We start from the raw sequence: 17,210 nt of genomic DNA, 5'->3' as shown, positions 1-17,210 counted from the left end.
TCGCTCCGCATGAAATCCAATCCCGCGCACAGCCTGTCTCCTGGCTGCCGCGACCGCCCCTGGCGTTACTGCCCGGGCCTCTCGACGAACTCGAACGGCAAGCCGCGGCGGCGCATCCACTCGCCTAGCGCCTGCCCCGTGCCCGCACGCCACGGACGCAGCTTCGCCGGTTCGACCAGCCGATATTCGAGCAACTCCGGCGACAGCGCAATCTCCCCGTGCGCGCGCACGTGATACGCGATGATCAGCTCGTTCTTGCGGATGAATTCGTAGACACCGATGAGCTCGGTCGTCTCTACGTGGAGCGAGGTCTCTTCGAGCACCTCGCGAACGATGCCCGCTTCGGGCGTTTCGCCGTTCTCGAGGAAGCCGGTGATCAGCGCGAACACCCCTTCGGCCCAAGCCGCATTGCGAGCGAGCAGGATCTTGCCTTCGTACTCGACGATCGCGGCAACGACCGGCACCGGATTGTTCCAGTGCACGAAGCCGCAGGTATCGTCGGGACACGCCCGGCGCGGCAGGCCGCCATCCGAATCGACATCGGCTCGTTCGATCAAAGGCTTGGCACAGCGCGGGCAGAATTGGTAGTCGGACATACGGAGAGTGTGGATGGCGCGGATGGATCGCGCGGGCGGGGCCTGCGGCGAGGCATCGATCCGTCACCGCCGGCGAACGGACATTTTAGCGACTTTGTGTCGCATGCGCCGGTGGCCCGCTCAGGCAGCTTTGCATGGGACCCAAGTCATGCTCCGCATCACTTGGCTCGACAAAAAAAGCCGCGGGCATCGCTGCCCGCGGCTTCCTTCTATTGCATCAACATGCAGACCACTCAATCGGCCTGCGTTACCGTTGAAGTTACAGTTGCGAGGCGACCCAGCCCTGCACGCCAGCCAGCGCCTTCGACAGATTCGCCGGCTCCGTGCCGCCTGCCTGCGCCATATCCGGCCGGCCGCCGCCCTTGCCGCCGACTTGCTGCGCGACGAAGTTGACGAGCTCGCCCGCCTTCACTTTCTTGCTCGCGTCCGGCGTCACGCCCGCGATCAGGCTGACCTTGCCGCCTTCAACCGACGCCAGCACGATCGCCGCGTGCTTGAGCTTGTCCTTGAGCTTGTCGACCGTTTCGCGCAGCGTCTTCACGTCCGCGCCTTCGAGCGTCGCGGCGAGCACCTGCACGCCCGACACGTCGATCGCCTGGCCGGCGAGTTCGTCGCCCTGACTCGACGCGAGCTTCGATTTCAGCGCGCCCAGTTCCTTTTCGAGCGCCTTCACCTGGTCCTGCACCTGCGCGATACGCTGGGTGAGTTCGGCCGGTTGCGCCTTCAGCGCTGCCGCCGCCGCGTTGATCCGTGCATCGAGTTCCTGGACGTAGCGCACCGCGTTGTCGCCCGTGATCGCTTCGACGCGGCGAATGCCGGCCGCGACGCCGCCTTCCATCACGATCTTGAAGAGCCCGATATCGCCGCTGCGATGCACGTGCGTGCCGCCGCACAACTCGCGCGAGAAACCGAGATCGAGCACGCGCACTTCGTCGCCGTACTTTTCGCCGAAGAGCGCCATCGCGCCGCCCTTCACCGCTTCGTCGAAAGGCATCACGCGCACGATGCCGGGCGCGTTCGCGAGCACTTCCTGGTTGACGATCTCTTCGACGCGGCGGATTTGCTCGTCCGTCATCGGCGCGTTGTGCGCGAAGTCGAAGCGGGTCTTGTCGGCGTCTACGAGCGAGCCCTTCTGCTGGACGTGCGAACCAAGCACCTCGCGCAGCGCCTTGTGCATCAAGTGGGTGGCCGAGTGATTGCGGGCCGTGCGGGCGCGGCGGATCGCGTCGATCTCCGCTTTGACGATGTCGCCGACCTTGAGCGTGCCTTGTTCGAGCGTGCCATGATGACCGATCACGTCGGCCTGCACCTTCAGCGTATCGACGACCGCAAAGCGCACACTCGCGTTGCCGAGCAGGCCCTGGTCGCCAACCTGGCCGCCCGATTCCGCATAGAACGGCGTGTGATCGAGCACGACGACCGCCTGCTGGCCCTTCGCGACTTCGTTGACGGCCGCGCCGTCGACATAGAGCGCGACCACCTTGGCATCGTCGAACACCTGCTCTTCGTAGCCGTGGAACGTGGTCTTCGCGCCCGAGTATTCGAGGCCCTGCGCCATCTTGAACTTGCCTGCGGCGCGCGCTTGCTCGCGCTGGCGCGACATCGCTTCGTCGAACGCCGGCTCGTCGACGCTCATGCCGCGCTCGCGGCAGACGTCCGCTGTCAGGTCGAGCGGGAAGCCGTAGGTGTCGTGCAGCTTGAACGCGATTTCGCCGTCGAGCACCTTGCCGCCCTTGGCGTCGAGATCGGCCAGCGCCGCATCGAGAATCGACATGCCGTGCTCGATCGTTTCGAAGAAACGCTCCTCTTCCTGGCGCAACACGTCGGTCACGCGCTGCTCGGCATCCTTGAGCTCCGGATACGCGCCGCCCATTTGCGCGACGAGATCCGCGACCAGCTTGTGGAAGAACGCGCCCTTGCGGCCGAGCTTGTAGCCGTGGCGAATCGCGCGGCGCACGATCCGGCGCAGCACGTAGCCGCGCCCTTCGTTGCCGGGAATCACGCCGTCGACGATCAGGAACGAGCAGGCGCGGATGTGGTCCGCGATCACCTTCAGCGAATTGTTCGTCAGATCCGCGACGCCCGTTTCGCGACCGGCTGCCTTGATGAGCGCCTGGAACAGATCGATTTCGTAGTTGCTGTGCACGTGCTGGAGGACCGCCGCGATCCGCTCGAGGCCCATGCCCGTGTCGACGCACTGCTTCGGCAGCGGCGTCATGTTGCCCTGCGCGTCGCGGTTGAACTGCATGAACACGAGGTTCCAGATCTCGATGTAGCGGTCGCCGTCTTCTTCCGGCGATCCCGGGGGGCCGCCCCACACGTCCGGGCCGTGGTCGTAGAAGATTTCCGAGCACGGACCGCACGGGCCGGTGTCGGCCATCTGCCAGAAGTTGTCCGACGCGTAGCGCGCGCCCTTGTTGTCGCCGATGCGGATGATGCGCTCGGTCGGCACGCCGACTTCCTTCGCCCAGATGTCGTACGCTTCGTCGTCTTCTTGATAGACGGTGACCCAGAGCTTGTCCTTCGGCAACTGGTAGACGCCCGTCAGCAGCTCCCACGCGTAGTGGATCGCGTCGCGCTTGAAATAGTCGCCGAACGAGAAGTTGCCGAGCATCTCGAAGAACGTGTGGTGCCGCGCCGTGTAGCCGACGTTTTCGAGGTCGTTGTGCTTGCCCCCCGCGCGCACGCTGCGCTGCGCGGTCGTGGCGCGCGAGTACGGACGCGATTCGGCGCCGAGGAAGACGTCTTTGAACTGCACCATCCCCGAATTGGTGAAGAGCAGCGTCGGATCGTTGCCGGGCACAAGGCTCGACGACCGGACGATCGTGTGGCCCTTCGATTCGAAGAACTTGAGGAATTTCTCGCGGATTTCGGAGGCTTTCATAGCGTGCTGGGGACAGTCTGGCTGGATCTGGCGGCACCGCGCAGGAGTTGCGCCGGTGGGCCTGTGGATTATTGCTTAAACGACTGATTATACGGGATTGCCGCGTGTGCGCAGCCCCTGGGCCCAAGCCACAGCGAGCGTTGGCCGTTTGGCCAAGGCGTTCGTTCCGGGCCGTCTGGTCCGGGCCGTCTGGTCGAAGCCGCGCGATTTCGTCCTATGCCGTCCGGCCGAATGGGCCGGACGGTCCGAATCGCTTACCATCCTTCTGAACTGCCACGATGAACCGCCACTCGCGCCCGCCGAGACGAGCGCCGCCAACCAGGAGACAGAATCCGAAGATGGGAGCCCTAAGCCATATCCGCGTACTCGACCTCACGCGCGTGCTCGCCGGTCCGTGGTGCGCGCAAACGCTCGCCGATTTCGGCGCCGACGTCATCAAGATCGAACGCCCCGGCGCGGGCGACGACACGCGCCACTGGGGCCCGCCGTACCTCAAGACGCCAGAGGGCGCCGATACCGCAGAAGCCGCGTATTACCTCGCCGCGAACCGCAACAAGCGCTCCGTCACCGTCGATATCGCCACGCCCGAAGGGCAAAAGATCGTCCGCGAGCTGGCCGCGCAAAGCGACGTGGTGCTCGAGAACTACAAGGCGGGCCAGTTGAAGAAGTACAGGCTCGACTACGCATCGCTCAAGGAAGTGAAGCCGGAGCTGATCTATTGCTCGATCACGGGCTTCGGGCAGACCGGCCCGCACGCGCAGCGCGCGGGCTACGACTTCATCATCCAGGGCATCGGCGGCTTCATGAGCATCACCGGCGAGCGCGACGACTTGCCGGGCGGCGGGCCGCAGAAAGCCGGCGTCGCGATCGCCGATCTGATGACCGGCATGTATTCGACTGTCGCCGTACTCGCCGCGCTCGCGCATCGCGACCGCACCGGCGTGGGGCAATACATCGACATGGCGTTGCTCGACGTGCAGGTCGCCATGCTCGCGAACATGAACTCGAATTTCCTGGCGAGCGGCGCGCCGCCGGTGCGCTGGGGCAACGCGCATCCGAACATCGTTCCGTATCAGGCGTTCCAGACGAGCGACAGCTGGATCATCGTCGCGGTCGGCAACGACGGGCAGTTCCGCAAGTTCGTCGAAGCGGGCAATCGCGCGGAGCTGGCCGACGATGTGCGCTTCGCGACCAACCCCGAGCGCGTGCGCCACCGCGCCACACTCGCGCCGATCATCGCGGAAATGGTGAAGACGCGCAGCAAGCACGAGTGGATCGAACTCTTGGAGGCAGCCGGCGTGCCGTGCGGCCCGATCAACAATCTCGCCGAGGTGTTCGAGCACGAGCAGGTGGTCGCGCGCGGCATGCAAGTCGACTTGCCGCATCCGAGCGGCGCGCCGGTTAAGCTCGTGCGCAACCCGATCCGAATGAGCGAAACGCCGCCACAGGCGCTCAGCCACCCGCCGACGCTCGGCGAGCACACGGACGACGTCTTGCGCCGCGTGCTCGGCTACGACGACGAAGCCATCGCCACGCTGCGGGGACGCTCGGTGATTTGATCGAAGAAGCTAGAGTGGGGCGAACGGGCGAACCATCGAACCGGTCAGTCGACCAGCGATGCCAGCAAACGCCGCCCTTCTTCCCAATCGCCGAGCCCGCTTTCGGCGTTGATATGGCCGCGCGGTCCGATATTCACGAAGCGGCTGCCCCAGGCGTCGGCGCAACGCGCGGTGAACTCGATGCCGCTATACGGATCGTCGCTGCTGGCGACGACGATGGTCGGAAACGGCAGTGGCGAGAACGGTACGTTCGCAAAACCGTGCGCTTCGCTCGGAAACGAGACGCTCGCCGGATCGGGCACGGCGACAAACAACGCGCCCGCCACTTTGGCGAGCTGATCAGGAGTCGCGATGTTCGTTGCCCAGAAGACGGTCGTCAGACAGCCGAGGCTATGCGCCGCGATCAGCAGGGGATCTTCCTCCGCCGCGGCGACAACCGTATCGAGCGTGTGGCACCAGGCTTCGCAAACGGCGTTGTCCCAGTCCGGCATCGATACGCGCACGAACATCGGGTCGGCAGCTTCCCAGCGGCTTTGCCAGTGGTCCGGTCCCGAATTGGCGTACCCCGGCAGCACGCATACTCTTCTTGCATCCATTGTGTTTCCCCGTTTCCGCGGCCCTCGCCGGTAGAGCCCGCCATCTTGCCGAACGCTTGCTATTCCCGCAAGGCGGTCCGTCCGCGCAGGCGGCCGCTCAGGTAGAATTGACGGATCAAGCGGGCGCATGGCGCGTCCATTTAGCAGACTCTCTCCATCTCGCATGAACACCGAACGCAACGACGCTCCGGCGGCATCCAATTTCATCCGCAACATCATCGACGAAGACAACCGCACCGGCAAGTGGGGCGGCCGCGTCGAAACGCGCTTCCCTCCCGAGCCGAACGGCTATCTCCACATCGGTCACGCCAAAAGCATTTGCTTGAACTTCAGCGTCGCGGGCGACTACGGCGGCGTGTGCCACCTGCGCTTCGACGATACGAACCCCGAGAAGGAAAGCGTCGAGTACGTCGACTCGATCGTCGATGCGGTCCAATGGCTCGGCTACGAGTGGAACAAAGATGGCGCCGAGCACCGCTACTACGCGAGCGACTACTACGACAAGCTGTATCAGTTCGCCGAATTGCTGATCGAGCGCGGCAAGGCTTACGTCGATAGCCAGTCGGCCGACGAAATGCGCGCCAATCGCGGCTCGCTGACCGAGCCCGGCAAACCGTCGCCGTACCGCGATCGCACGCCCGAAGAGAACCTCGATCTGTTCCGCCGCATGAAGGCCGGCGAGTTCAAGGAAGGCGAGCACGTGCTGCGCGCGAAGATCGACATGGCGTCGCCGAACTTCAACATGCGCGACCCGGTGATCTACCGGATTCGCTTCGCGCATCACTACCGCACCGGCGACCAATGGTGCGTGTACCCGATGTACGACTACACGCACTGCATTTCGGATGCGCTGGAAAACATCACGCATTCGCTGTGCACGCTCGAATTCGAAGACCATCGCCCGCTTTACGACTGGATTCTCGAAGAGCTCGCCGACGCCGGCGTTTTCACGCGGCCGCTGCCGCAGCAAATCGAATTCTCGCGCCTGAATCTCACCTACGCGATCACGAGCAAGCGCAAGCTGCTGCAGCTCGTCACCGAAGGCCATGTCGACGGCTGGGACGACCCGCGCATGCCGACCATCGTCGGCGTGCGCCGGCGCGGCTTCACGCCGGACGGCATCAAGCTCTTTTGCGAGCGCATCGGCGTCACCAAGGTCGATTCGTGGATCGACATGAGCGTGTTCGAAGGCGCGCTGCGCGACGATCTCGACGACAAGGCGCCGCGCACGGCCGCGGTGCTCGACCCGCTCAAGCTCATCATCGACAACTACCCGGCCGATCTCACCGAGCAATGCGAGGCGCCGGTGCACCCGCATCATCCGGAACGCGGCATGCGCAAGTTCCCGATCTCGCGCGAGTTGTGGATCGAGCGCGACGACTTCACCGAAACGCCGCCGAAGGGTTATTTCCGGCTCTTCCCGGGCAACAAGGTGCGTCTGCGCTACGGCTACGTGATCGAATGCACGGGCGCCGACAAGGACGAGAACGGCAACGTGACCGCCGTGCACTGCAACTACTATGCGGACAGCAAGTCGGGCACCGAAGGCGCGAACAACTACAAGGTGAAGGGCAACATTCACTGGGTGAGCGCGGCGCAAGCGGTTCCGGCGGAAGTGCGGATTTACGACCGGCTCTTCAAGGAACCGCAACCCGACGCGGGCGGCCGCGACTTCCTCGAAGCACTGAACCCGGATTCGAAGCGCGTCGCCCACGCCTACCTCGAACCGGGCGCCGGCGATGCGAAGCCCGAGGAGCGCTTCCAGTTCGAGCGGCACGGCTACTTTGTCGCCGACCGCTATGACACGAAACCCGGCAAGCCGGTGTTCAACCGCATCGTCGGCTTGCGCGACACCTGGGGCAAGCCGGCCTGAGTTTGCCTGAGTTTGCTTTAGGCACGCTCGCGCAGGTCCTCAAACAATAATTCGTCGTCGAGTGGTTCATCCGGGGGATCGATGAAGTTTTCCGCTCGATTCATGCCGCTCGCAGGCGCGGCGGCGATGCTTCTTGCATTCGCCGCCCACGCCGACGAGCTCAAGGGCACGCTGAGAAAAATTCACGACGACAATGCGATCGCGCTGGGCGTGCATGAATCGTCGGTGCCCTTCGCCTACTCGGACGGCCACGACCGCACCGTCGGCTATTCATACGCGATCGCGATGGAGATCGTCGACGAAATCAAGCGGGAGATGAACCTCCCGGAGCTGGTCGTGCACAAGGTGCCGATCACGCCGCAAAACCGCATTCCGCTGATGACGAACAGCCAGATCGATCTCGAATGCGGATCGACGACCCACACGCATGCGCGCGACGAGCAAGTCGCGTTCTCGAATAGCTTCTTTCAGTACTCGGTCCGCATGCTCGTCAAGAAGCAGTCGGGTATTGCGGACTTCCGCGATCTCGCCGGCAAGCCGGTCGTCACGACGGCCGGTTCCTCGGACGAGCGCCTGCTACGCAAGCTGAACAGCGACGAGCATCTGAACATGCGCATCATGAGCGTGCGGGACCATCCCGAAGCGTTCGAGGCGTTGCGTACGGATCGCGCGTCCGCCTATGTGATGGACGAGCCGCTGCTCTACGGGAACAAGGCGGAAGCGGCACGTCCGGACGACTATGCGATCGTCGGCACGCCGCTGCGCCAGGAAGTCTATGCGTGCATGCTCAGGCAAGGCGACGCGCCGTTCAAGAAGCTCGTCGATGGCGTGATTGCCCGTTTGGAGACGACTGGCGCTGCGCAGAAGCTCTATGAGACCTGGTTCACGCAGCCGATCCCGCCGCGCGGGCTCAACTTGAACTATCCGATGTCGGATGAAATGAAGGCGCTCTTCGCGCATCCGAACGACAAGGCGTTGGATTGATCTGGCGCAACAGAACTGCCGAACCGCCGAACCGCGACGGCGCGGCAAAACAGCCCGCGCCGCACCGATTTACAGCGACCGATGCAGATCGGCTAGCGAAAGCGTCGTCTGAAAGAGCCGAAAGAGGCTACGGCTCGCATAGCGCTCCACTTCACCGGGCTCGACCCAGCGAAACGCATCCATCTCGGGAATCATCACGCCGTCGGAGCGGCGCGGAAACATCGACGTACAGACGCAACGGCTCAGATCGAGTTCGTCGTCGGTCGCGCGCGCCGCGAACAGATGCAGGTCCTTGTCGCGGCGGTAGAGAAAACGCCCCAAGTCCTTGAGGCGCTCCGGCGCGAGCACGATGCTGGTCTCCTCCACCAGCTCGCGCAGCGCCGCGACGATCGGCGCCTCGCCCTCCTCGCCGTGACCTTTGGGGATGTCCCAATGGCTCGTTTCGGTTGCGTGCGCCAGCAGCACGCGCCCGTCATGGTCGAGCAATACGACACCACAGGAAGTCACGCGCTCGATCATCGGCATTCCCGCTGCTCGACTTGCCACGCTTGCCACTGCGGCGCGTACGAGCTCACCGCCGTCATCACTTCTGCTTCTGGAATTGCCATGCGCCGTCGCCGGTCTTGCAGTATTGCGGACGCAACGTTATCGACTGCCCCTTCGCGTTCAACGTGGCCGTCATGCGGCGGCAGGTGCGGTCGTCTTCCTTCGTCGTCTGGCTGATCGTCATCGTCGCGTCCAGCTTGACGCTGTTGCCCGTGCCCTCGTTGGTCCACGCGGCCGTCTCGCCGTCGCGCTTCGTATCGAGCGCGGTGCTGGCAGCCTTCAGCAGCGAGTCGATATCGCGCTGGTGCATGTAGCTCATCGGGGTATCGGACAGGAAGCCGAAATTCGAAGCATGCGCCGCTACGGCACCCGCAAGCAGCAGGCCGCCGGTGATCGCGCGCAACAGGGATGAAGTTCGCATCGACATTGATTGTTTCTCCTTGGATCGATTGTTGGAACGTCGTGGCTCTCGTGGCCTTCGTGACTTTCGGCCGTGAAAAACGGTCGACAGAATATCACGCAGGCTATGGCGCGCCGGCCGACGTCAGGTGCGGCGCGTGCTCGCCGGCGCGCGGCGCCAGGCCTTGCTGTGCGCTTGCCGCATCGGGTTCGTAGCCGTCGGTCAGCGTGCCAAGGAACGCGATGATGTCCTTGATCTCGGCCTCGTTCAGAGCCGGCTCGTCGCCGGGCTTGCGATCGAATGGCGGATCGGTGTTCAGGTTGGCCCAGTACCGCTTGGGCAAGTCGTCGAACTTGCGAACCTTGCCTTTGACCACCGGATAGAACTTCTCGGGATTCGTATCGCGCTCGGCGTAAAAGCGCATCACCTCGTCGAGCGAATGGTAGATGCCGTTGTGGAAGAACGTCTTCTTGAGCGCGATGTTGCGCAGCGTCGGCGTTCTGAAGAGACCGCAGTATTCGTCCTGGCCCTTGAGGTCGGCGCGCTCGGGCCCGCATGCGCCGAGGTCGAAGAAATGCGGGTCGCGGTTCACCTTGAGCGCGCGGTTGCGCGGCACGCCGATTGCGATCAGGCCGAAATCGCTGAACTGCGGCGGCGAGCCGTCTCTCGCAGGTTCGCTCAGGTGGCAGCTCGCACAGTTGCCTTTGCGCTCGTCGTTGAAGAGCTGCAGGCCGCGCAGCTCGGCCGGCGTGAGCGTCGCGCGGCCCGCGAGATAGGCGTCGTACTTGCTCGTGTAGGGGTAGAACGTAGCCGGGGTCTGCTCGAAGATGCCGAGTGCTTCGAGCACGGCGTCGAAGGTCGCGTTGTCGTCGTCGAACACGTGTGCGCCGAACGTCGCGCGAAACGCTTCGACATAGGGCGCCGCGCGCACGGCGGCCGCCACGCGCGCGGGCGAGCTGTTCATCTCGAACGGCGAGGTCAGCGGAATGCGCGCCTGTTGCGCGCCGGTATCGACGCGGCCGTCCCACGTGAGGCCGCCGGTCGGACCGTTGTCGATGCTTTCGTCGCCCTCGTCGTCCGAGTCGTGGAAGTGCTCGGTGAAGGCCGGCACCGATTGCAGATATTTGAGCGTCGGCACCGCGCGGAAACCCGGCTGGCGCATATCGCTGCCGCCGAGCTGCACGTCGAGCGCATTCGGCGGCCCGAACGCGTGCGCGGGGCTGTGGCAGGTCGCGCAGGCGAGCTTGCCGGAGCCGGAGAGCGCGGGATCGAAGAACAGCTGCTTGCCGAGCGCGGTCTTCTGGCGCACGGCTTCGTAGACTTGGGCTCGCGTCTGTGGGCCGCCGGTGTCCGTGCCGACGAGACGGATTGCCGCCTCGCCAACGGCCGCGCTTGCGCCGCCGCGCGCGAGGCCCTGCGTCGCGGTCATTGGCGCGGCACCCCCGTTTTCCGCGTGGATGCCCGGCCCGCGCACATCGCACGCCGCAAGCCCGACGGACAGCACGGCCGCCATCCACAGCCCCGCCAACCGCGCCGCCACACCCGAAGGCACCCGCCCCCGCCACCGTGACCACCGCTGCCAAACCTCGGGCACTTCGACACTCCTCCGAAAACGCTGCGACATATCGGCACGACCCGCTTTTCGAAACCGGCCAAGCATAGGACAAGTGCGCGGCCCGCACGCCGATATGACGGCCCGCCGCAACACGGGCGCCAGTATTGCATTCGCGTGCATGATTCTGTCAAATCACGTTGCGACACTTTCGCCATTTGCCGGCAGACGCTTCGCGCCGTCCGGCCCCACGTGAAGAGAGAGATCACGCATGAACAACAAACGGATCGGCATAGCGCTCCTGGCGCTCGCGGCCGCAGCCACCTTCGCCGGCTGCACGAGCACGAACGTCACGAAGCCGAGCTTGACGGACGTGAAGGCGGTGGTCGTCATCTACGCCGAAAACCGCAGCTTCGACAATCTCTATGGGCACTTTCCCGGCGCGAACGGCTTGCAGAACGTGACGCCCGCGAGCGCACGGCAACTCGATCGCAACGGCGAAGTGCTACCGACGCTGCCGCCGGTCTGGAACGGTCTCACGCAAACGGGCGTGACGCCGGTGGTGACGCAGGCGATGACGGTCAACCTGCCGAACGCCCCGTTTGCGATCAACGACCCGAACGGCTTCAACACGCCGCTCTCGACGACGACGCGCGACCTGTGGCACCGCTTCTACGAGAACCAGATGCAGATCGACGGCGGCAAGAACGACAAGTTCGCCGCGTGGGCCGATTCCGGCGGTCTCGTGATGGGCCACTACTCGATGAATGAGTCGACCCTGCCGCTGTGGAAGGTCGCTCAGCAGTACACGCTCGCGGACAACTTCTTCATGGGCGCGTTCGGCGGCTCGTTCCTGAACCATCAGTGGCTCGTCTGCGCCTGCACGCCGATCTATCCGAATGCGGACAAGAGTGTCGCGTCCGGCTCGATTTCGGCCGTCGAGGCGGACGGCGTCACGCTGAAAGTCGCGCATAACGCGCCACCCTCGGCGTTGAGCGGCCCGCCGAAGTTCATGAACTCGGGCAACCTGACGCCCGACTTCTACGCGGTCAACACGATGCAGCCGCCGTATCAGCCGAGCGGCAACAAGCCGGCGACGGGCGGCGACACCGCATTCGCGGACCCGAAAATTCCGACGACGCTGCCCCCGCAGACACAAGCGCACATCGGCGATCTGCTCAACGACGCGCATGTATCGTGGGCCTGGTACGGCGGCGCATGGGGCCAAGCGCTGTCGGCGGCCGAAGGCGGCCAGGCGGGCGTGATCTACGGCAAGAACCTGACGGCGCCGAACTTCCAGCCGCATCACCAGCCGTTCAACTACTTCGCCGATCTCGCGCCGGGCACGCCGAACCGCGCACAGCATTTGCGCGATGGCGGCCTCGACGGCACGGAGTTCATCAAGGCAATCGACGCGGGCACGCTGCCGCAAGTCACGTTCTACAAGCCGCAAGGCAACCTGAACGAGCACGCGGGCTATACCGACGTGGCCTCGGGCGACCAGCACATCGCCGATCTGATCGCGCACCTCCAAAAGAGCCCGCAGTGGAGCAACATGGTCGTGATCGTGACCTACGACGAGAACGGCGGCTTCTGGGACCACGTCGCGCCGCCAAAAGCCGACCGCTGGGGACCGGGCTCGCGCGTGCCGGCGCTCGTGATCTCGCCGTATGCGAAGAAGGGCTATGTGGATCACACACAGTACGACACGACGTCGATCCTGCGCTTCATCACGCGGCGCTTCGCGCTGCCGGAACTGCCGGGATTGGTGACGCGGGACAAGGCGCTGGCCGCAAACGGCGGAAAGCCGATGGGCGACTTGACGAACGCGCTCGATCTGAACGCCGCGCAGACGCAATAAGCGCGCCGTAAATATCGAGCGTTATGTTTCGGGGCAGCTTCGGCTGCCCTTTTTCATGGCTTGGCTAGCGGGGAAACGAAAGACAGTCGGCACAGGATCCGATGCGAGCCGACACGGGTCAACGGTCGAGCCAGGCGTCCAGCCCGATGCGGAATGCCACGGCGACGATGACCGGGAGCGTCATCATCATGACGATGCCGTAGTTCTCGATCATGTCGCCGTACACGATCGGGCCATAGAGAACCACCGTGCCGACGGCAATCAGCGTCACGATGCCCGCGGCGACAGTCAGCAAGTTTCGCGTCACGATGGAGACGCGCTTCGGATTTCGTTTGCTCATTGCGATCTTGGCGTTTTGAGCAACGACGGCAAGGTCAGGATAATTTTTTGGCCCCCCCACGAGGAATCGAACCTCGATTTCAGGTTTAGAAGACCCGTGTTCTATCCGTTGAACTATGGGGAGGCAAAACTGAAATTTTAAAGCGGACCGGATAATTGCGCCGGGGGCCGGGATTATAACCGATCCCCTCCCCGGCCCTCGCCAGACCCGCGCGACTCGCTGAAACGCGAGCCGCCAAGCACGCCGCTTAGACCGGCTGCGCGTGCAGCATGAACCAGCCAAAACACAGCGCGCCCGCGATGATGCAATAGACACCGAACGACGCGAGGCGCCCACGGCCCTCGAAATAGCGCATCAGGAAGCGCACGCTCAAATACGCGGCGACCGCGGTCAGCACGCCGCCGAGGAACGCATCGGCGAGTTGCTGCGGAGCGTGAAAGAGCTTCGGCACTTCGAGCAGGCCGGCCGCGAAAATGATCGGCGTGCCCAGCAGGAACGCGAATTCGGCAGCCTTCTCAGACGTGAGGCCTGCCGCATTGCCGGCGATCATCGTCAGGCCGCTGCGCGAGAAACCGGGAATCAGCGCGCCCACTTGTGCGAGACCGACCAGGAACGCCTGCTTGAACGTGAGCTTTTCCGGTGCGCGATGCGTGCGACCGCGTTGCAGGCGGTCGCCAAGCCACAGCAGCACGCCGTTGACGATCAGCGCGAGCGCGACGATGCGCAAATCGTGAAAGACCCGCTCGAGACGCTTTTCGAGGATGAGGCCCACGAGGCCCGCAGGTATCGTCCCGATGATGAGCGCCCACATCATGTGGCCGTCGTCGCTGCGGCGCCCGGCAAACGTGCCGAACCAGCCGCCGATCAGCGCGACCCAGCGCTTCCTGAAGTACCACAGCAGCGCGAGCGCGGTACCGAGGTGGAGCGCGACCAGAAAGGGCAGCAATTGCGGCGCGTGCGCGTCGATGTGCATGCCGAACAGCGCTGGGGCGAGCAACGTATGTCCGAGACTGCTCACGGGGAAGAGTTCGGTGACGCCCTGCAGCACGCTCAAGAAAATCAAAAACCAGAGACTCACGCGTCGGTCCTTTTCGATGGGGTGGGATGGCAAAATCGAGACGTGGCGCGCTTGCGCCGATGCCCGGTGGCGCAACGATTATGCCTATGGGCAGCGGGCGCGCCAAGTTTTCAGGATTTTTTCACGATTTTTTTGCGGCAGTGCGTCAGCGGCGCGGTGCGTGATCAGCGCGCGCTCATGCGCACTTCGGGCGATCGGGCGGATGCGAAACAACGCCGGATGCGAAGGAGGTAAAAACGAAAAGCGGGCGGAAAAAAAGCGCCGGTGCCGGCGCTCGAGGATCGGCGCTCGGCTGCGGCACTTGTCGCCGCATGGAGCGCATGCTCTGGTGTCACGCGCCGTTAGCGCGCGAACTTGTAGAAGAAAACCACAGTGCTGGCGGTGAACGTGCCGAACAGAGCGATGCCCATTGCCATGGCGATATCCATGCGCCCTCCTTCGAAAGTAGGTGGCGCGGCAAAAAATGCCGGCCCAGGTTCGGCATTATCCGGAAACGCAACCGTGGCAACACCCGCAGTTTCCCGATCAAGGGTTTCTCCGTAACATAGGGCGGCGCAACATTCCCTATTCCCCGGCTCATCCGACCATGCCCCAATTCCAGCAGCAGGAAATCCTCGAAATCACGCAAGGCGACGCGCTCTTGCGCATTGCGCCCCAGGCCGGCGGCCGGTTGCTGTCGTGGCAGATCGGCGGCGTGCCGGTCATTCACTGGCCGGATTCGGCCGACTGGAGCCAGCCAGCCAGGATTCGCGGCGGCAATCCGCTGCTGTTCCCGTTCCTCGGCCGCCATCGCGTGGACGGCCGGATCGGCGAATGGCGAGACCCGGCGGGCGTCGTGCGCGAACTGCCGATGCACGGCTTCGCGCGCGACCTGCCGTTTGCGGCCACGGTCGATGCCGACGGACACGGCGTGCGCATGACGCTCACCGACACCGAGGCGACCCGCGCCGCCTACCCGTTCGCATTCCGCTTCGAAGCGGCCTATAGGCTCGTCGACCCGCAAACGCTGGATGTCGAATTGACCGTCACGAACCTCGGCGACGCGCCGCTGCCCCACTACGCCGGCCACCATTTCTACTTCACGCTGCCGCACGCGCTGCGTGGCGAGACGACGGTGGAGCTGCCGCCCACCTCGCGCCAGCACCAGCAAGCCGACGGCTCGATCAGCGCGCCCGAGCCCGGCGAGCCGTCCTATCAGCTCGACGATCCGCGCATCCATGATCGCTTCCATTGCCTGAGCGGCGTGCCTGCGCAGCCGGTGCGCCTCGTATCGCCGAGTCTTCGCCGCGTCGTCGAAATCGATCTGCAGCGCCCCGGCTCGGTGCCGTGGTATGCCGCGACGACCTGGACTGAGGCGGACACGTCGGATTTCTATTGCGTCGAGCCTTGGCTCGGGCTGCCCGACGCGATTCACAACGGTCTCGGGCTGCGCTGGCTGGCGCCCGGCAAGACGGAAACCGCGGCGCTGCGCATCGCGGTCGCCTTCGAACCTGAAGGGCAATGAGCCAGGCTTCGGCATGAAGCCCGCACCACTTCGCACACGGGGGTTCAACGTGCGATCGAGTGTGTGAATGGACCGCTAATCGCGCTTCGGTGTCTGCGCCAAACGGGGTGCGCAAGCCGAAGCCGTTAAAATTAGACGTTTTGTACCTGCCGTGAGAAACCGAGAGGAAGCCTCTCGGGAAACCCCTCTCGGCAGCGCTTTGCGAGGTTCAATGTTGAGAAGAAAAATAACGCGGCTCGTCTGCGCGTCGCTTGTCGCAGCACTGGCCGCTTGTGGTTCGGCGCCTGTCGGACCGGGGTTCTATCGAGTCGAGCGCGGCGATACGGTTTCGAAGATCGCCCGCAGCAACCGTCAGTCTGTCCAGAGCATCATCCGCTGGAACAACCTGCCCAACCCGGATGCGATCGAGGTCGGCCAGGTGCTGCGCGTCGCGCCGCCGGCCAATTCCGCCACGGCGACCGGCTCGGGCCGCGCCTCGACGAGCCCGTCGACCGGCGGCTCCGGCAGCACGCGCCCGAGCGGCGCAAGTTCGTCGTCGAGCGCGGCGGCCGCTCCCGCGGTGAAGCCCCCGACCAGCATCTCGCTTGTATGGCCGACAACGGGCAAGGTCGCGCGCGGGTTCGATGGCGTCAACTCGAAAGGCATCGACATCGTCAATGCGGCCGGCACGCCGGTCGTTGCGGCCGCGGCGGGAACTGTCGTTTACGCAGGCAATGGATTGCGCGGCTACGGCAATCTGCTGATCGTGAAGCACAACGCCGACTTCCTGACGGCTTACGCGCACAACCGCACGCTCCTCGTCAAAGAAGGCCAGCAAGTTTCACAAGGGGAAAAGATCGCGGAGATGGGCGACACCGACAACGATCGCGTCGCATTGCACTTCGAACTGCGTTACGGCGGGCGTTCGATCGATCCGGCGCGCTACCTGCCCGCACGCTGAGAGAAACCGGCGCCGGCCTCGTCGGTCGCGTACGCCTCTTCCGACATATCGAGCGGCCAGCTCGGCGCTACAACCGGACGGGATGCCTTCTCAGAGAAGGCGTTTCCAAGCCGGGCGTCGCTGCGCCGGGCGTCGCTCCGCCGGGCGGCGCTGCGCTTGCGCAGCCGGCCCGACAGCGGGTCGACTCGCCGCGCGAACGCGATCAGCACAATCAATGCAAGCGGGCACATGCCCACGAAGATCAAGAGCAGTCGCATGGCGATCTCGAGCTTGGAATCCGTCGCATCATACGCGGGTATCGAGAACGCCATACTCTTGCTGCTAGTCGGCCTCCACTAGCGGGTGCACAAAAATCGGGGGCACAAAAAAAAGCCCGGCGTGGCCGGGCTAACGGGGGTTCGGCGCATATAGGCAAAGGACCGGTTCACCATGCGCCGAGAACCAATCTAACAACGCTCTAAAGCGTCGGCAATGGATTAACGCTCGATAATCGAGAA

15 protein-coding genes and 1 tRNA gene are annotated in these 17,210 nt (G+C 64.4%); 6 read left to right on the top strand and 10 right to left on the bottom strand.

The window, feature by feature from the left end:
* Positions 1–65: 65 nt before the first annotated feature.
* Together AAHK20_RS10695 and alaS are read right to left on the bottom strand one after the other, a co-directional pair.
* On the bottom strand, positions 66–596 hold the full coding sequence (locus AAHK20_RS10695; RefSeq protein WP_449181423.1) for an NUDIX domain-containing protein: 531 nt from the start codon (positions 594–596) through the stop codon (positions 66–68).
* A 259-nt stretch (positions 597–855) separates the two neighbouring features.
* Positions 856–3,480: an alanine--tRNA ligase gene (gene alaS / locus AAHK20_RS10690; RefSeq protein WP_449181422.1), complete on the bottom strand. Its 2,625-nt coding sequence runs from the start codon at positions 3,478–3,480 to the stop codon at positions 856–858.
* Between the two features lie 338 nt (positions 3,481–3,818).
* Here alaS and AAHK20_RS10685 point away from each other — a divergent pair, with 338 nt between their 5' ends.
* Positions 3,819–5,039: a CaiB/BaiF CoA transferase family protein gene (locus AAHK20_RS10685; protein ID WP_449181421.1), complete on the top strand. Its 1,221-nt coding sequence runs from the start codon at positions 3,819–3,821 to the stop codon at positions 5,037–5,039.
* A gap of 44 nt (positions 5,040–5,083) precedes the next feature.
* Here AAHK20_RS10685 and AAHK20_RS10680 read toward each other — a convergent pair whose 3' ends face one another.
* On the bottom strand, positions 5,084–5,635 hold the full coding sequence (locus AAHK20_RS10680) for an RBBP9/YdeN family alpha/beta hydrolase (RefSeq protein WP_449181420.1): 552 nt from the start codon (positions 5,633–5,635) through the stop codon (positions 5,084–5,086).
* A 163-nt stretch (positions 5,636–5,798) separates the two neighbouring features.
* On the opposite strand from AAHK20_RS10680, the gene AAHK20_RS10675 reads away from it, so the two are divergent.
* Complete coding sequence (locus AAHK20_RS10675) at positions 5,799–7,508, top strand: glutamine--tRNA ligase/YqeY domain fusion protein (protein WP_449181419.1); 1,710 nt, start codon at positions 5,799–5,801, stop codon at positions 7,506–7,508.
* Between the two features lie 81 nt (positions 7,509–7,589).
* Positions 7,590–8,492 (top strand): transporter substrate-binding domain-containing protein, encoded by a 903-nt coding sequence (locus tag AAHK20_RS10670; protein WP_449181418.1) that lies wholly within the window; start codon positions 7,590–7,592, stop codon positions 8,490–8,492.
* A gap of 69 nt (positions 8,493–8,561) precedes the next feature.
* Here AAHK20_RS10670 and AAHK20_RS10665 read toward each other — a convergent pair whose 3' ends face one another.
* The 3 genes from AAHK20_RS10665 to AAHK20_RS10655 form a co-directional block, all read right to left on the bottom strand.
* The gene (locus tag AAHK20_RS10665) at positions 8,562–9,011 is read right to left on the bottom strand and encodes an NUDIX hydrolase (RefSeq protein WP_449181645.1); all 450 of its coding nucleotides are present in this window, start codon (positions 9,009–9,011) and stop codon (positions 8,562–8,564) included.
* Between the two features lie 64 nt (positions 9,012–9,075).
* Positions 9,076–9,465 carry an RT0821/Lpp0805 family surface protein gene (locus tag AAHK20_RS10660; RefSeq protein WP_449181417.1) on the bottom strand — a complete coding sequence of 130 codons (390 nt, stop codon included), beginning with the start codon at positions 9,463–9,465 and terminating at the stop codon, positions 9,076–9,078.
* A 97-nt stretch (positions 9,466–9,562) separates the two neighbouring features.
* Positions 9,563–10,990 (bottom strand): cytochrome-c peroxidase, encoded by a 1,428-nt coding sequence (locus tag AAHK20_RS10655; RefSeq protein WP_449181416.1) that lies wholly within the window; start codon positions 10,988–10,990, stop codon positions 9,563–9,565.
* Positions 10,991–11,261: 271 nt separating this feature from the next.
* Here AAHK20_RS10655 and AAHK20_RS10650 point away from each other — a divergent pair, with 271 nt between their 5' ends.
* Positions 11,262–12,851 (top strand): acid phosphatase, encoded by a 1,590-nt coding sequence (locus AAHK20_RS10650; RefSeq protein ID WP_449181415.1) that lies wholly within the window; start codon positions 11,262–11,264, stop codon positions 12,849–12,851.
* A 118-nt stretch (positions 12,852–12,969) separates the two neighbouring features.
* Here the strand turns inward: AAHK20_RS10650 and AAHK20_RS10645 are convergent, their stop codons facing one another.
* The 3 genes from AAHK20_RS10645 to AAHK20_RS10635 all read right to left on the bottom strand — a co-directional run bounded on the left by AAHK20_RS10645 (position 12,970) and on the right by AAHK20_RS10635 (position 14,269).
* Positions 12,970–13,191 (bottom strand): hypothetical protein, encoded by a 222-nt coding sequence (locus AAHK20_RS10645; RefSeq protein WP_449181414.1) that lies wholly within the window; start codon positions 13,189–13,191, stop codon positions 12,970–12,972.
* 48 nt (positions 13,192–13,239) lie between these two features.
* Positions 13,240–13,314 (bottom strand) — tRNA-Arg (locus AAHK20_RS10640).
* Positions 13,315–13,438: 124 nt separating this feature from the next.
* Positions 13,439–14,269 carry an undecaprenyl-diphosphate phosphatase gene (locus AAHK20_RS10635; protein ID WP_449181413.1) on the bottom strand — a complete coding sequence of 277 codons (831 nt, stop codon included), beginning with the start codon at positions 14,267–14,269 and terminating at the stop codon, positions 13,439–13,441.
* Between the two features lie 586 nt (positions 14,270–14,855).
* On the opposite strand from AAHK20_RS10635, the gene AAHK20_RS10630 reads away from it, so the two are divergent.
* Positions 14,856–15,773 (top strand): aldose epimerase family protein, encoded by a 918-nt coding sequence (locus AAHK20_RS10630; RefSeq protein WP_449181412.1) that lies wholly within the window; start codon positions 14,856–14,858, stop codon positions 15,771–15,773.
* 211 nt (positions 15,774–15,984) lie between these two features.
* A complete protein-coding gene (locus tag AAHK20_RS10625; protein ID WP_449181411.1) occupies positions 15,985–16,713 on the top strand; it encodes a peptidoglycan DD-metalloendopeptidase family protein in 729 nt (242 codons plus the stop codon).
* Here AAHK20_RS10625 and AAHK20_RS10620 read toward each other — a convergent pair.
* Complete coding sequence (locus tag AAHK20_RS10620; protein ID WP_449181410.1) at positions 16,695–17,024, bottom strand: hypothetical protein; 330 nt, start codon at positions 17,022–17,024, stop codon at positions 16,695–16,697. The genes AAHK20_RS10625 and AAHK20_RS10620 overlap by 19 nt on opposite strands.
* Between the last annotated feature and the right edge of the window lie 186 nt (positions 17,025–17,210).

This window comes from Trinickia camelliae, from assembly GCF_053525655.1.
This window is presented reverse-complemented; position numbering and strand designations above follow the sequence as displayed.